The organism is Streptacidiphilus anmyonensis (genome assembly GCF_000787855.1).
In the GTDB taxonomy this organism is placed as follows: Bacteria; Actinomycetota; Actinomycetes; order Streptomycetales; family Streptomycetaceae; genus Streptacidiphilus; species Streptacidiphilus anmyonensis.
Genome location: NZ_BBPQ01000003.1, coordinates 31,720 through 45,342 on the forward strand (window position 1 = coordinate 31,720; position 13,623 = coordinate 45,342).

Below are 13,623 nucleotides of genomic sequence, written 5' to 3' on the forward strand. Positions count from 1 at the left end.
TGGTGGTGCACGGTCATGGGCGATGTGTGCGGCAAGGGCACCCGAAGCTGCCAAACGCACCGCGCTGGCCCGTTACGCGCTAGCTTCTCCACCCCGTCCCGGTCCACGATCTCCAGGGCGCCGGCCAGCATCCGCTCACGGGGCAGCTTGCCGTCCGGATGCGGCTGGGGCTCCTGTAGCGACGGTCCGGATGGGGAAGTGTCCATGCCAGCACCTTCTCTCCCCGCGTCGGCCTCCCCGTCCCTGCGGTCTTCCCGCCCCCCTTGAGGGTGCGCCGAGCCCCCGACACCGGAAGACTGGAGCCACGGCTGCTTCTGTGCCCTCACGCTTGGAGGTGCCCGGATGACCGAGTGGGAAGGCCCGGCACGGCGCATGCTGGCCGACCTGCTCTCGGCCAGCCACCTCATGCCGCTGGAGATGCTTCCCGAGGCCCTGGATCTCTGCGGCGCCCCGGCCGGATTCCCCGCTTCCCGGGTGTATCTCGCGGACCTGGAGCTGCGGAACCTCCGGCTGCTGACCGGCCGTGGTCCTGACGCCGGCCAGGACCCGGGGGCAGACCCGCCGGAGCTGCGGATCGACGGCACCGTGGCAGGGCGCGCCTACCAGACGGGGGAGATCCTTCCGGCCGGTCCGGAGCGGAGCGACGGCCGTCGCCCCTGGTGGGTCCCGATGCTGAACGGGACCGAACGCCTGGGAGTGCTGCAGGTCTCCACCACCCGGGACGACGACGCGGTGCGCGAGGACGCCGAAGCCCTCGCCGCGCTCACCGCCCTGGTCATCGCCGGCAAGCGCGACCGCAGCGACTCGTACGCCCGTCTCACCCGGACCGCGCCCATGGCGGTAGGGGCCGAGATGCAGTGGCACCTGATGCCGCCGCGCACCTACGCCGACGGGCGCGTGGTCATCGCGGCCGCGCTGGAGCCCGCCTACCAGGTCAGCGGCGACGCCTACGACTACGCCACCGCCGGAACCCACGTCCATCTGTCGATCTTCGATGCCATGGGCCACGACACGGCAGCAGGGCTGACCGCGAATCTGGCCATGGCCACCTGCCGCAGCTCCCGGCGCCAGGGGTGTGGCCTGGTGGAGACGAGTGAGCGGATCGAGGCGGACCTGATCGAGCAGTTCCACCACCAGCGCTACGCCACCGCCATCCTCGCCGATCTGGACACCGACACCGGGGCGTTCACGTTCGTCAACCGCGGTCACCACCTGCCCCTGATCATCCGCGCCGGGCGCTGGACGAGTCGGCTGCGGTGCGCGCCGGCGCACCCCATGGGCACCGACCTCGGCCTCCGGGTGTCCCTGTGCCGCGAGCAACTGGAGCCCGGCGACCGGATCGTCATGTACACCGACGGCATCACCGAGGCCAGACGAGCCGGTGGCCCCGAGTTCGGCCTCGCCCGCTTCGTCGAGCTTCTCATCCGCTACCACGCCGACGGACTGCCCGTCCCCGAGACGCTGCGCCGCGTCGTCCACGCGGTCCTCGACCACCACCAGGGGCGACTCCAGGACGACGCCACCATCCTGTTCTGCGAGTGGCTGGGAACGGACACCCGGCCCTCCGCGGAGGCCGCGGACCTGACGGGGCTGCCCACGTGACCGGAGGTCCCGGTGGCGCTCAGCCGCCTGGGCGGTCCGACGCGGGCCGGGCCAGGCTCGCCCAGGAAGGCCGACGACTCGGTGGGTGAAACGCCGCCGTGGGGGCAGACGCGGCGTGGGGGAGTCTTCAGCTTCCGACAGGAGATGAGCAACCATGAGCGCTGGCAAGAAGATCAAGCACACGGCGCAGACCGCGAAGGGCAAGGCCGAGGAGGCAGCAGGCAAGTCGGTCGGCAACGAGCGCCTGGTGGCCAAGGGCAAGGCCGAGCAGATCAAGGGCGACCTGGGCCAGGCCGGGCAGAAGGCGAAGGACGCCGTGAAGCACTGATGCTTCGTCGTGCCGAGACCGCCTTCCGCGTGCCCACGTGGGAGGCGGTCCCATGTTCCGGTCGTTTCACTCAGGGGGCGGGAGCAGGGTGCCGAGCGGGCCGAGGTCGAGGTTGAGGTCACCGAGGGTCAGGCCGTAGCGGGTGCAGAGCTCCGTCATGCGGTCATGGAGGGCCATGAGCGTGCTTCCGAGGACTTCTTCCTGCGCGGCCGTGAGGTCGCCGGTCTCGACGCGGCGCAGGGCCTGACGCTCGATCAGTTGACGGAGAAGCTCGACGATGGTCAGGACGAGTTTCATGAGGTCGCGTTCGACGGTGTCAGGGCCGGTGGCGATCCTTTGTGGCCGGGATCCGGAAGCGGAGAGCAGGGGTTGAGGGACAGCGCGGGGCGTGGCCGGGAGCAGTCTGACGGCACGGTTCGCCGCCTCGGCGATCTCGTCGAAGCGATCAGAGTGGGACGTTCCGCCGGTCATGGGAGCGTGGGTGGGTGCGGCGCGCCCGAGACCCAGGGCGCGGGGTGCTGCCCGCTGACGGACACGATCAGTGCGCGCAGCGAGATCCGGACGAGGTCGATGTCGGCGATCGACAGGACGATGTCGCCGGTGAGCACGACGCCGCTGCCGAGCAGGCGGTCGAGCAGGTCGATCAGTGCCACCTGCCGCTGAGGCAGGGAGGCGCCGGGGTTCGCCGGCAGGCTGTCGGCTGCCTTCACGGTGCGGACTCCTCCTCTTGCTCGGGGGCGGCGAAGGAGTAGGGGGCCCAGGGGCCGGTGACAGCCACTCTCACGCCGGGCAGGCCGTCGGTCGACCGGATCACGGCGGCACGGAAGGCCTCCGCTTGTTCCACGGGGACGAGATAGGCGTCGTTGGTGACGTTGGCGCCGGGCTCGGACGCAAGATCGCCCTGCTGGACGCGGTGGCGGACGTGGTCGACGGCGTGGAGCCGGGCGGCCGCGTCGATCCGCTCGGCGGCAGTCCGAGCCGCCCGGTATCCGTCCTGCCGAAGGTCTTGTTCGACACGGCGATGGCGGAGGTAGGCACGCCCGGGGCCGAGGTCTGCCGGCGGGGGAGGGGGTGGCGCGGCAGCGGCGTCGACATAGAGCTTGACTCCCCATTCAAGTCGGCCGGCCAGTCGGGCCAGGCGGTCGAGGAAGGCGTCCTGGCGTTCGTCGAGAACGGCGCGGACCCGGTCGTCGTCCAGGTAGACCGTGGCCAGCCGTAGCGGCAGCACGGTGGTGCGCGCGGCGATCTCCTCGATCACGTGGTGGTGGGCACGCGCGACTTCCTCCAGCCAAGGGAGCTCCTCCAGGTGGCGCCGGAGCGCAGCCTCGTCGAACTCCGCGGCCGGCACCGGGCTCACGGCGGCGACGACAGCACCGCCGGACGTGGACTGCACGAGGTGGACCTGCGAGGCCGCTACCCCGGGGAGGGTGGCGACGACGTGCCGCAGCCCTTCGCTGTCCAAGGCGACGGCGTAGGTGTAGGCGAGGTACGGGCCGGTCATGGTTCGCCTCGCGAGGCCGGGCGGGACCTCGGCTGTGCGCGCTTCGCAGGCGCGCGGCGGCGCAGAGGCGGCTCATCCGCGTCCGCTGCGGGCGGCAGGGCCGGGCCCGCGCGCAGCGTCTCGATCTCTTCGCGCAGACGTCGGTTCTCCTGCTCCAGCGGCTCGGGGCTTGCCGCGCGCGACGACAGTGACGGGTCGTGCTCCCACCAGTCGATCCCCATCTCCTTGGCCTTGTCCACGGAGGCGATCAGCAGACGGAGCTTGATGGTGAGCAGCTCGATGTCGAGGAGGTTGATCTGGATGTCACCGGCGATGACGATGCCCTTGTCCAGCACGCGCTCCAGGATGTCGGCGAGACTGGCCGACGACTGCCCGCCTGGAGGAGCCGACCTGGAGGGAAAGGAACCCAGCCGGTCGGCGAGCGGATCAGTCATGGTGACGCCGCCCCCTTCCGGAGCCCCCGGGCTCTGATCTCCTCGAGGCGGTCGAGGAGCTCGTCCTCGCGCTGGTCGAAGGTCTCGTCGTCGACCTCACCGGCCAGCAGAGCCTTCTCCAGGTCGGCGAGCTCTCGTTCGACACGACCCGGGTCGTAGTACTCGTTCTCCGCCTGCTCCACGACGCGTTCCAGCACCCAGACGGTGCCGCGCACCGGGGCCAGGGGGAGAGTCAGTATCTGGGCGAGCAGGCCCACGGCGCTTCCTTTCGACTCACACGAAGCTGTAGGCGGGCAGTGGACCGTACAGCCGGATCTCGACCTCGTCGCCGAGTGCGCCTGCGAGGCCCTTCTCGGCGGTGAGGAAGAGTTGCTCGTGCTCCCGGTCCACCAGGAAGGAGACGCTCAGGAAGTCCTTGCCGGTCGGTCCGGAGCCCAACTCCTGGCGCGCGTAGGGCCGCAAGGCCTCGGTGATTCCCGTGGCCAGGGCGTCCTGGCGAGCCTGCACCTCCTGAGCCACCATTTCGCCGAGGGCCAGCGGGAGATCGGGGCTTGCGTCGCCGCCGGTGATCTCGTCGTTGAGCTGCCGTGCCTCCGGTGTGTCCAGGAGGATCTGCCGAAGCAGGGCGTCCTCGTCGACCGCAGCCTTCAGGTGGTACTCGGCGCAGCCTTCCAGCGCGGTGAGCGCGCCCGTGTACTCCTCACGGCGTTCGCTCAGCGCGGTCTGGACGGCCGAGTCGTCCGGAGCGGTGAGGCCGAAGCGCAGCGGGAGCACCGTGCCTTCGGCCATGAGCCGTTCCTGCACGCTCTGGTGTGCTGTCAGGTCCCGACGTTTGGGCCGCAGATCGGCCGGCGCGTCGCTGACGACCGCGCAGAGCGGTCCGGCACAGACGCTTCGGAGGGCCGAGGGCGGCTCGCCCACGCCGACCAGGCCGTCGAGGCTACGCGGATGGGTGGCGGCGGTGATGGAGTACACGTAGACGGCCACGTCATTCCTCCCGTCGTCGGGCGGGCCTGCGGGCCGGCCGCTCCCGCTTGGGTGCGGGGGCCTTCTCCCGGTCCTCGTCCTCGTCGTCGTGCCCGCCGCGCAGGGTGTCGGTGACGGCCTCCATCGCGCCGGACAAGGCCCCCTTGCTCTTCCCGTGGGCGCCACCCTCGGTGACCTCCCCGACGATGTCGGTGAGTTGGGTCGGCGCCTTGCGGCCCGCCTCCAGGTCCAGGCGGTTGCAGGCCTCGGCGAAGCGCAGGTAGGTGTCGACGCTGGCGACGACGATCCGGATGTCGATCTTCAGGATCTCGATCCCGACCAGTGAGACCCGGATGAAGACATCGATCACCAGACCGCGGTCGAGAATGAGTTCGAGAATGTCGTAGAGACTGCCGGTGCTTCCGCCACCGCGGGAAACACTGGTCTGGCTTTGCGGCACCACCGTCACGGGTGCCTCCTTTCACCGCCCCTGGGCGTGAGCCGGGCGGATGTCGCCCCGCTGACGCAGCATGCGCGTCACGCGGGTCGGTCGACCTGCCCCCTGGTGTAGCGGCGTATCCGCTGGTAGGCGAGCAGTTCGCCGTCCTTGTCGAGCGTGACGCGGTAGCTCGCCATCACGCTGGTCGTGTCCGGGATGCGTTCCAGCTCCATCACCTCCACTTCGGCCTGCCAGCCGTCGTCGGTGGGCTTCAACGCCGACACGGAGTCCGGTGTCCGGCCGAGGAGTTCGGCGAGTTGCTCGGCGGCGTAGCGCATCGCGCGTGCTGCCGGGACCCGCCGAGGGCGCGCCACGCTTCGGCGGCGAGGCGCGGCACGTCGTTCGGGCGCGTCCTCACCCGCGGATTCGCGACGCCGTGCGCCGTCGTCCTTGTCTGCGGCCATGTTCCTGGTTCCTGCTCCGAGTCGGAGACGTGCCTTCTGCTCTCATGCGTGAATGAATTCCTGCCTGCGCTGCGCGTCTTCCCCCGGCCCAGAAAATTCACGCACCTGATTTCCGCTGGGCGCGACATCGGTCCCTGGCGAGGGTGGCGAGGGTGGCGGTGCCAGGTTTGTCCCGAACAGCGTGGGTAGACGCCGGCGCGACAAGAGACCAGGACGCCCCCGCCTCCGAGGTGGAGCGGGTCCGTGCTGCCTGCGACGTGCGGTGCCCGACCGAAAAGGGGCACGGGCCGAAGGAAAGAAGACCTCATGAACGACACCACCAAAGTCGCTCTGGCGGCTGCGATCGCCGGTGGATACATACTCGGGCGCGTAAAGAAGGGTCGGCTCGCCTTTGCCGCGGCGACGTACATCGCCGGTCGAAGGTTCGGACTCGAACCGCGTCAGCTCGCGACGGAAGGGCTTCGGAAACTGGGTGAGGTGCCCCAGGTGGCCGAGCTCAACGAGCAGGTGAGGGGGGAACTGTTGGAGACGGGCAAGCGGGCCTTGGTCGCCGCCGCCAACCGACACGTCGGGGAGATCGCGGACTCGCTGAGGGAGCGCACCCTCAACGTCGGCAAGCCGAAGGACGAGGACGACGAGGAAGAGGAGTGGGAGGACGAGGAGCCCGGAGACGAAGAGTCACGGGACGAGGAGGACGAGTGGGAGGACGAGGAGGCGGAGGACGAGGACGAATCGGAGGCGGAGGCGGAGGACGAGGAGCCGGAGGAAGAGCCGGAGCCTCGCAAGGAGCCTGCGCCGCGAGCACGACGCCGCACCGCCACGAGCGGCGACCGCGCGCGGCGGCGTACCTCGCGGTCGTCGGAAGACCAGAACGAGGAGAAGCCCCGCGAGCCGGAGGAGCCGCCCAAGCAACGGGCGTCGCGAAGCCGGACCGCGACCAGTGGCGACCGCCCGGCGCGGCGCGCCTCGCGGGCGGCTCCGCGGGCCGAGGCCAAGCCCCCGCCTGACAGCAAGCCCGTGAAGAGGGCGCCTGCCAAGAAGACGGCCGCGAGCGCCAAGAAGGCCCCGGCGAAGAAGACGGGGACCCCCGCCAAGCGCTCGACGGGCCGCGCGGCGCCGGCCAAGGCGCCGGCGAAGAAGACCGCCGGCGCGAAGTCCGCTGCTCCGGCGAAGAAGACCGCGGCCAGGAAGACCGCGGCCAAGAAGACCACCGCCGGCAAGTCCTCCACCCGCGGGAGGTAGGCCATGGCCACCACGGATCGCAAGGCGCCCGACACTTCGGGCTTCGACAAGCTGCGCGAAGAAGTCCTCCACTATCTCGGGGCCCAACTGGAGAACCTGGTCGAAAAGGCCGGCGACAAGGTCGCCGACGTCACGAGCGAGCTCGGCGACGTCGTCGAGAACGGCGGGGTGCTGCCCAAAGTCGGCGCACGCGTCCTGCAGGGAGATTCCCCCGCCAAGGCCTTCATCGGGGAGAAGGCCAAGAGCATCAAGGACAACGTCGTCGACAAGGTCAAGGGGGCGTTCGGCGGCGGCAAGCCAGGACGGAAGTCCGGCAAGAAGCCGATGAACATCGTCGAGACGATCGATGTCGGCGTGCCGCTGCGTACCGCCTACGACCACTGGACCACCTACGAGGACTTCAGCGGCTTCGCCAAGGGCGTGCAGAGCGTCTCCCAGGGCGACGAGGTCACCACCGACTGGAACGTCAAGGTCGGGCCCTCCAAGCGCAGCTTCAAGGCGACCGTCCAGGAGCAGGTACCCGACGACCGCATCGTGTGGACCTCGCAGGGCGCCAAGGGCAGCACTCGTGGTGCTGTGAGCTTCCACGAGCTCACACCCAACCTGACCCGCATCGTCCTCGTCGTCGAGTACTACCCTGCGGGCTTCTTCGAGAAGACCGGAAACATCTGGCGGGCCCAGGGCCGCCGTATGCGCCTGGACTTCAAGAACTTCCAGCGCCACGTCTCCCTCACCAACGACGAGGTCGAAGGCTGGCGCGGCGAGATCCGCGACGGTGAGGTCGTCCGGACCCACGACGAGGCGATGGAGGACGAGGAGGCCGATCAGGAGCAGACGGAGAGCGAGGACGGCGACGACGCCTACGAAGGCGACGACGAGGACGCCTACGACGACGAGTACGAGGACGAGTACGAGGACGAGGAAGACAACGAAGACGAGGGCGAAGAGCCCGAGGACGAAGTCGCCTACGACGATGGGGATGACGCCTACGACGACGAGGAGCTGGAAGCCGAGGACGAGGAACCCGAGGCCCCCGGATCACGCCCGACTGCCGGCCGCAGGAGGTCGTCGAGGGCCCGCGCCGACGCTTGACGAGGGCTTCGGGACCAGTACACCGAGCTTGGCCGCCTGTTGCCGCATGGTCGAGTGAAACGACGTCACCGCCGTGGCGTTCGTCCGCGCTCGACCATGCGGCTGCGTGGCGGCTGGGACCGGGGTCGATCGTCAGATCCTCGTTGCCGTCCAGGGCTTCCGTGCTACGGAACGGATGCGACAGCAGTGCCCACCGGCCCCGGCCCGCGCGCGATCGTGTCTGTCCGCGCTTGCGTCGGCCTCCGGAGGGCTCAGTCCGCGCGGCGCAACTCGGCCGCCGCGGTTCGCCAATCAGGGAAGATCGGGAACACGGACCCGACGTCGGTGAGTTCGAGCAGGCGGCCGACCCGGGCGCTGGGCGCCAGCAGGGCGAGCGCTGCGCCGAGGTCCGCGCAACGGGCGTGCAGTGACACCAAGAGGTTCAGCCCGGTCGAGTCGCAGAAGTGAACGTCGCCCATGCCGACGCAGACGATCGATGGACGACTCGCCAGGGCACGGTGGATCGCAGCCTCGGCGATCGGCCAGGTGTGCAGATCAAGGTCGCCGACCAGGGAGCACACCGCGGCTCCGGCTGCGGGCTCGGTCTCCTCCGCCTTCAGCCGTGGGCTCGCGTCGAGCCCACCGGGACGTATCGGAGCGTCGATGTGGCGCATGGAAGCCTCCTCTGTTTCGGTGTTTCGGGCAGGCGGACGGATTAGGTGGACGGTTCCCGGACGGGGGGAGCGCCGACGTCGTCCGGCCCGGGCTCCGGCGCGCGTGCCGTTTCCCGCGGCGCTGTTCGCGCTCCCGGGTGGCTGCGGGCGCTCAGGACGGCGACGGCGAGGAGGACGAGCAGGGGCCCGGTGTTGGGGTCGGTGGACTGGCCGCTGGTGAGCAGCCCCGCGCCTTGCCCGAGCGTCCAGAACGCCAGCGCGAGGAGGGTGCCGGTCCACGCGGCGGTGGTGCGCCAGGGCCGCGGCGCGAGAGCTCCCAGGCCCACCGCTGCCATGACCACGGCCAAGGCGACGGTCGTGGCGGTGGCGTGCCCGGTCAGGACGGAGGCGAGTGCGCGGTCCAGCGACGCCAGCGGTCCCGGTGCGTCGTCAGCCGCGGAGGCGATGGCCGGCACCGCGCCGTTGCCCGGCAGGAGCTGGAGGAGGGCACCGCCGGTCCACAGCACGGCCCAGGCCGGGGCGGCCCAGGTGGAGGGTGGGAGGTCGCTGCGCCGCCGGTGGCCGGGACGGCCCTGGCGAGGCACCCGTTCGGGCCAGGCCAGGACGGCGGCCAGGGCGTACAGCAGCACGGCTCCCGGCGCCCCGGTCAGCATCAGGGTGTGACCGCCCGCCAGGCCGCCCAGCCCCTCGCCCAGCAGCCACACGGCAAGGGCCCAGCCGATGGAGGCGGCGAGAGCCCAGCGTGCGGTGCGCGCCCACAGCAGTCCGGCTCCGAGCAGGAGTTGACCCAGGGCGAAGCCGATGTTCATCAGGACGGGTGCGGCGTTGATCTGGTGGGCGGCCCAGTGGACCGGTGCGGCGACGACGGCGGGTTGTCCGGCGGCGGCGGGTTCGATGATCTGGTGGGCGAAGCCGCTGGTGAACATGTACGGCTGCAGTTGCAGGGCTCCGTCCAGGAGCCAGAGCAGTCCCAGGGCGATCTGGATGTGTCGGCGGGTCACGGTCACGGCGGCCTCCAAGGCCGGGCGGTGCGCGGCGCGTCGGGTCGGGAGGCCCTCGACGTGCCGTCGAGGTCGGGTGGCGGACACCGCGGTGCCGCCGGGGTAGGTGCGGCGGCGAGGGCTGGCGTCGCCGCAGGTGGTCAAGTGGCCGTGGCTGCTGAAGCTATCCGTTCCAGCAGCCGAGGATGTCGCTGGCGATCTCGTAGGCCAGGTCGGCCCGGGAGAGGTGGTGCGGTCCCGACGCGGCGGTCATGCCGGTGGCGTCGACGCGAAGGGTCATGCCGTCCTTGAGGACGACGACCGTGCCTCCCGCGGACTCGTAGCCGGGGTTGCCCAGGGCCTGGGCCACGGTCAGCGGCGTCGTGGGGCCCAGGTGGCTTCGCAGCGATGCGAAGTAGGCGTTCGCGCTCGCAGCGTCCGGTGATTCCTTGACGGTCAGCACCAGGTGGCCGGTCGGCAGGTGATACGTGCAGGTGTAGAGGTGGTCGGTCCAGGTGCTGGTCGTGGTCGGCGCCTTCGGCGGGGCGAGGATCCTCGTGACGTCGTTGCGGATCTCGGGCGAGCACACCATCCGCGCGGTCGTCGAAGGCGTGCCGGCCTGCCCTGGGTTGGGCATCCGCGTCCCCGGCGGCACCGACGTGCCGGGGGACGGGGGTGGAGCGCTGGTGGACGCGGCCGCGCCGGTCGTGGCAGCGGTGACGGCGGTGGCGGAGGCGCACCCGCCTGCCAGCGCTGCGAGCGCCGCGGCGGAGGCGAGCATGCGCAGGCGGCTTCCGCGTCGTCGACTGCGGGATGCGGCTGGGGTGATGGTGTGCCGGCGGATGGTCATCGTCTCCTCCTCGTGTACGCGCGGTCAGGCCCGGTGGATGCCGGTGAGCGTGGCGAAGGCGACGGTGTTGTCCAGGTAGTGCTGGGTGGCGTGGTCGAACGGGCCGCCGCAGGTGATCAACCGGAGCTGGGGATCGGTGGTGTTGCCGTAGACCGTCAGGGTGGGAAAGGCGTCCTTGGGGTACCGGTTGACGCCGTCGATCCGGAACACGGCCACGGTGCCGTCGCTGCGGGTGATGCTGACGGTGTCGCCCGGGCGCAGCGCGCCCAGGGCGTAGAACACGCCCTCCGCCCCGGTGGTGCCGTCGATGTGGCCGAGGACGACCGCGGGGCCCACCTGGCCGGGGACCGGCGAGTCGTGGTCCCAGCCCGGGGCCGAGATGTCGGACATCGGCGGTACCTGCAGGGTTCCGTCGGGGTTCTGACCCAGGCTCAGCAGTGCGTGGTGCACGCCGATCGCCGGGATGCTGATCGCGGTGGGAGTCACCGCTGTGGCGGCTGGCACCGCCGGAACGCCGGCCGGGCGGCCGGTCGTGCTCGGCGTGCCGTCAGGGGCGGCAGGCGAGGTGGCCGGACCGGGGACCGGGAGGCCGGCGGCGGGCAGCCCGGCCGAGGCAGGTGGCTGGGGTGCGTGGTGCTGGCTGGAGACCCCGAGAGCCAGGGTGCCTCCCGACGCCAGCAGCAGGGCGGTGGCCGCCGACGCCAGCAGGCGCCGGCGGCCGTGGCCGAACAGTCGTGTCAACCAGGACATGAGCGTCTACTTCTCGACGTTGATCCGTCGACGCAGGACCAGCGCGCCACCGGCGGCGGCCGCCAGGCCTGCCCCGGCCGCGTACAGCCACGGGTCGTGGATCCCGGAGGTCCCGCCGCCGCCGGTGTTCACGCTGGCGGTGGGAACCATGGCCATCTGCGAGACGCCGAGCGGCCCGCACAGCGCGGGGGAGGTGGCGGCCAGCGGCAGCGAGGGCACGAGGTCGCTCGGCTCGGCCTGGGCCTTGGCGCTCAGCGTCGTCGGGTCCAGGCCGTGGACCACGATGACGGCCTTGCCGGCCTTGATCGAGGCCACCGTCGCCTGGTCGAGGGTGATGGTGCGGGAGTAGTGGAAGTCCGCGCCGGACGGCGCGATCTTGACGTCGGTGCCGGCCGCGGGGCTGGTGTCGCCGGTCAGACTCAGCGTGGTGCCGATCGCCCCGTAGGCCGGGCCACCCTCGGTGGTGCTGACGACGCCGTCGCCGTTCTTGTCCGCGGAGGCGGTCGGGCACGTGCCCATCCCGTTGATGTGGATGTGCTGTACGTGCGGGTACGGCGCGTTCATGAACGTCGCGGCCAGACCCTTGACGTCCTCGGTGATCACGGCCTTGGAACCGGTCAGCTGCAGCATCAGCATGCCCGAGCCGCTGGCGTGGTTGAGCGGGTTCAGCGTCGCCATGTAGGTGGTGGTGCTGCCGGTCGACTGCGCGCCGGCCGCGGAGGCGCTGAAAGCCGTCAGCGGCAGCGCGAGAAGCGCCACCGGGGCTGCCATGGCCAGGACCCTGGCCGTTCGCTTCTTCATGTTCGTCATCGCGCTCTCCTTCGACTGCGTGGTGGTACTCGGATGTCCGGTGACTCCGCGGGAAGCGCCGCTCAGCGATCACCGCATATCGGTTCCGGTGGAACCGAAGCGCGGGTCGTGGGCAGCGAACGCCACCTGCCGGAGTCAGTGACGGGGGAAGAAGCCGAGCGCCGAGGTCCGGGGCGCATCCAATCGAGCCTCTGTGAGTGATTCGGAGCCGGGTACTGGGCGGATGGGTCCGGGATACGCCGAAGCCGGACTGACGGCGCCCGCGGCCACGCCGTTGCGGCGGCACGGCGGAATCCGCCGTCGGGGCCCTGCGACTGGCTGCCGGCGAAGTGCGCAGGCTCCACCGGCAAGGACGGCCGCCCGGACCGGCATCGGACTCTCCACGGTCGGCCGGGGGCCTAATCCGGGGTCTGCGTGGTCACGCACGCAGTCGGGCCCGGCACCTTACGGTGTCGGGCCCGACTGACGGACTGTCACTTGGCCGACCCGGGCCAGGTCCGGCACCAGCACCATCGCGCCGCTGAGCACGGCCTCGGGACCCGGTCCCTCGCCGAGGGTGAACTGCAGGTCCTCGAACCGGCCGCCCGCCTCGTCGGTGCACCACATCAGCTCCGCCCGCTCGCCCCCGGTCGCCAGGGACACGGTCTGTCCGTCGACGCCCAGGGCCTCGGCGGCCAGCGCCGCGACCTGCGCTGCGGCGTCGAACCCGTCATCGAGCTGGAGCAGGCGCAGAACCTCGGCCATGCCGACCGTGAACGTCGGCGCCCCGGCCCGGGGCTGGGGAAGGCCGTGATGGACGGCCATGCGTCGAGTCACGAAGCTTTCGGCGGACACCAGGTCTCCTCGGCTGTCTCGTCTGTGAGACCGCCGGGGGCCGGGGCAGCCGGAGCAGGGCGGCCGCCGAAGCGGCCTGGGGCCGGGCGTCGAGGGAGCCACGTGGAGCGGCTTCGAACGTCCAGACCGACCAGGTGAAACAGGCCGCTCTGTTGCGAACAGTACGACTTCCCGAGGCAGGCTGCTACCACGAGGAACATCCGCAGACCGCAGTAGGTTCCGACGGGAACGTTCGGCTGCCCAAGGGTCTGCTCGGAATCCGGCGGCTCCGGGGCGAGGACAGGGCCATGAGCACCCCTGACGAGCACGACGACGCCCACGTTGACGACGAGACCCGAGAGCGCTCCGCAGAGCAGAGGAACATGTCGGTGCCGACTCCAAAGGACGTCCGGGCCAGGGGCGATGACGATGAGGAGGACGATGACGAGAGCGAGTCGCCATCAGCCGACGGCTAGTGCCGCGCCCGCACGGTGCAGTTGGAGCAGTTCCGAGTGTTCCCGCCGAAGCCGGGTCGGCGACGCGACTGCGCCGGTCCAGGAGCCAACCCGAGAATGCGTCCCGGAAGTGGCTGGATCGGTGTCGGTCCTCTGAATGTGTGGGAGTGACCAGAAGACGGGCGCGATGAAGGCCCTGTCAGACGGGGGGACCGACAGGGCCATCAGCTGTGATCCTGTCGAA

At 70.9% G+C, this 13,623-nt stretch carries 19 protein-coding genes; 5 read left to right on the top strand and 14 right to left on the bottom strand.

What is annotated here, in order from left to right:
• Nucleotides 1–342: 342 nt before the first annotated feature.
• Together TR50_RS05050 and TR50_RS05055 are read left to right on the top strand one after the other, a co-directional pair.
• Nucleotides 343–1,602 (top strand): PP2C family protein-serine/threonine phosphatase, encoded by a 1,260-nt coding sequence (locus TR50_RS05050; RefSeq protein ID WP_042414831.1) that lies wholly within the window; start codon nucleotides 343–345, stop codon nucleotides 1,600–1,602.
• Between the two features lie 154 nt (nucleotides 1,603–1,756).
• On the top strand, nucleotides 1,757–1,930 hold the full coding sequence (locus tag TR50_RS05055) for a CsbD family protein (RefSeq protein WP_042414835.1): 174 nt from the start codon (nucleotides 1,757–1,759) through the stop codon (nucleotides 1,928–1,930).
• A gap of 66 nt (nucleotides 1,931–1,996) precedes the next feature.
• Here the strand turns inward: TR50_RS05055 and TR50_RS05060 are convergent, their stop codons facing one another.
• The 8 genes from TR50_RS05060 to TR50_RS05095 all read right to left on the bottom strand — a co-directional run bounded on the left by TR50_RS05060 (nucleotide 1,997) and on the right by TR50_RS05095 (nucleotide 5,734).
• A complete protein-coding gene (locus TR50_RS05060) occupies nucleotides 1,997–2,401 on the bottom strand; it encodes a gas vesicle protein K (protein ID WP_042414838.1) in 405 nt (134 codons plus the stop codon).
• Nucleotides 2,398–2,640, bottom strand: coding sequence for a gas vesicle protein (locus tag TR50_RS05065; protein ID WP_042414841.1), 243 nt, complete (start codon nucleotides 2,638–2,640; stop codon nucleotides 2,398–2,400). Before TR50_RS05065 ends, TR50_RS05060 begins: the two co-directional genes overlap by 4 nt.
• On the bottom strand, nucleotides 2,637–3,431 hold the full coding sequence (locus tag TR50_RS05070) for a GvpL/GvpF family gas vesicle protein (RefSeq protein ID WP_042414843.1): 795 nt from the start codon (nucleotides 3,429–3,431) through the stop codon (nucleotides 2,637–2,639). Before TR50_RS05070 ends, TR50_RS05065 begins: the two co-directional genes overlap by 4 nt.
• Entirely contained in the window at nucleotides 3,428–3,865 is a 438-nt protein-coding gene (locus tag TR50_RS05075) for a gas vesicle protein (RefSeq protein WP_042414846.1), read from the bottom strand. Before TR50_RS05075 ends, TR50_RS05070 begins: the two co-directional genes overlap by 4 nt.
• Nucleotides 3,862–4,122 (bottom strand): gas vesicle protein GvpG, encoded by a 261-nt coding sequence (locus TR50_RS05080; RefSeq protein WP_042414849.1) that lies wholly within the window; start codon nucleotides 4,120–4,122, stop codon nucleotides 3,862–3,864. Before TR50_RS05080 ends, TR50_RS05075 begins: the two co-directional genes overlap by 4 nt.
• Before the next feature lie 16 nt (nucleotides 4,123–4,138).
• Nucleotides 4,139–4,852 carry a GvpL/GvpF family gas vesicle protein gene (locus tag TR50_RS05085; protein ID WP_042414852.1) on the bottom strand — a complete coding sequence of 238 codons (714 nt, stop codon included), beginning with the start codon at nucleotides 4,850–4,852 and terminating at the stop codon, nucleotides 4,139–4,141.
• Nucleotide 4,853: 1 nt separating this feature from the next.
• Nucleotides 4,854–5,300, bottom strand: a complete 447-nt coding sequence (locus TR50_RS05090; RefSeq protein WP_042414855.1) for a gas vesicle structural protein GvpA — start codon at nucleotides 5,298–5,300, stop codon at nucleotides 4,854–4,856.
• 68 nt (nucleotides 5,301–5,368) lie between these two features.
• The gene (locus TR50_RS05095) at nucleotides 5,369–5,734 is read right to left on the bottom strand and encodes a gas vesicle protein GvpO (protein WP_042414858.1); all 366 of its coding nucleotides are present in this window, start codon (nucleotides 5,732–5,734) and stop codon (nucleotides 5,369–5,371) included.
• Between the two features lie 306 nt (nucleotides 5,735–6,040).
• On the opposite strand from TR50_RS05095, the gene TR50_RS47740 reads away from it, so the two are divergent.
• Both TR50_RS47740 and TR50_RS05105 read left to right on the top strand, forming a co-directional pair.
• Nucleotides 6,041–6,976: a hypothetical protein gene (locus TR50_RS47740; protein ID WP_042414861.1), complete on the top strand. Its 936-nt coding sequence runs from the start codon at nucleotides 6,041–6,043 to the stop codon at nucleotides 6,974–6,976.
• Nucleotides 6,977–6,979: 3 nt separating this feature from the next.
• Complete coding sequence (locus TR50_RS05105; protein WP_042414864.1) at nucleotides 6,980–8,068, top strand: SRPBCC family protein; 1,089 nt, start codon at nucleotides 6,980–6,982, stop codon at nucleotides 8,066–8,068.
• Between the two features lie 251 nt (nucleotides 8,069–8,319).
• Here the strand turns inward: TR50_RS05105 and TR50_RS42310 are convergent, their stop codons facing one another.
• The 6 genes from TR50_RS42310 to TR50_RS05135 all read right to left on the bottom strand — a co-directional run bounded on the left by TR50_RS42310 (nucleotide 8,320) and on the right by TR50_RS05135 (nucleotide 12,945).
• Complete coding sequence (locus TR50_RS42310; protein WP_052440742.1) at nucleotides 8,320–8,721, bottom strand: STAS domain-containing protein; 402 nt, start codon at nucleotides 8,719–8,721, stop codon at nucleotides 8,320–8,322.
• 41 nt (nucleotides 8,722–8,762) lie between these two features.
• Nucleotides 8,763–9,728: a hypothetical protein gene (locus tag TR50_RS05115; protein ID WP_160311079.1), complete on the bottom strand. Its 966-nt coding sequence runs from the start codon at nucleotides 9,726–9,728 to the stop codon at nucleotides 8,763–8,765.
• Nucleotides 9,729–9,885: 157 nt separating this feature from the next.
• Nucleotides 9,886–10,551 carry a hypothetical protein gene (locus TR50_RS05120; protein ID WP_152648261.1) on the bottom strand — a complete coding sequence of 222 codons (666 nt, stop codon included), beginning with the start codon at nucleotides 10,549–10,551 and terminating at the stop codon, nucleotides 9,886–9,888.
• A gap of 24 nt (nucleotides 10,552–10,575) precedes the next feature.
• Nucleotides 10,576–11,301, bottom strand: coding sequence for a class F sortase (locus TR50_RS05125; protein WP_042414870.1), 726 nt, complete (start codon nucleotides 11,299–11,301; stop codon nucleotides 10,576–10,578).
• Nucleotides 11,302–11,307: 6 nt separating this feature from the next.
• Nucleotides 11,308–12,111: a GVDTG sorting domain-containing protein gene (locus TR50_RS05130; protein ID WP_052440744.1), complete on the bottom strand. Its 804-nt coding sequence runs from the start codon at nucleotides 12,109–12,111 to the stop codon at nucleotides 11,308–11,310.
• A 444-nt stretch (nucleotides 12,112–12,555) separates the two neighbouring features.
• Nucleotides 12,556–12,945, bottom strand: coding sequence for a hypothetical protein (locus tag TR50_RS05135; RefSeq protein WP_052440745.1), 390 nt, complete (start codon nucleotides 12,943–12,945; stop codon nucleotides 12,556–12,558).
• Between the two features lie 287 nt (nucleotides 12,946–13,232).
• Here TR50_RS05135 and TR50_RS46495 point away from each other — a divergent pair, with 287 nt between their 5' ends.
• Nucleotides 13,233–13,400, top strand: coding sequence for a hypothetical protein (locus tag TR50_RS46495; RefSeq protein WP_160311080.1), 168 nt, complete (start codon nucleotides 13,233–13,235; stop codon nucleotides 13,398–13,400).
• Nucleotides 13,401–13,623 lie beyond the last annotated feature (223 nt).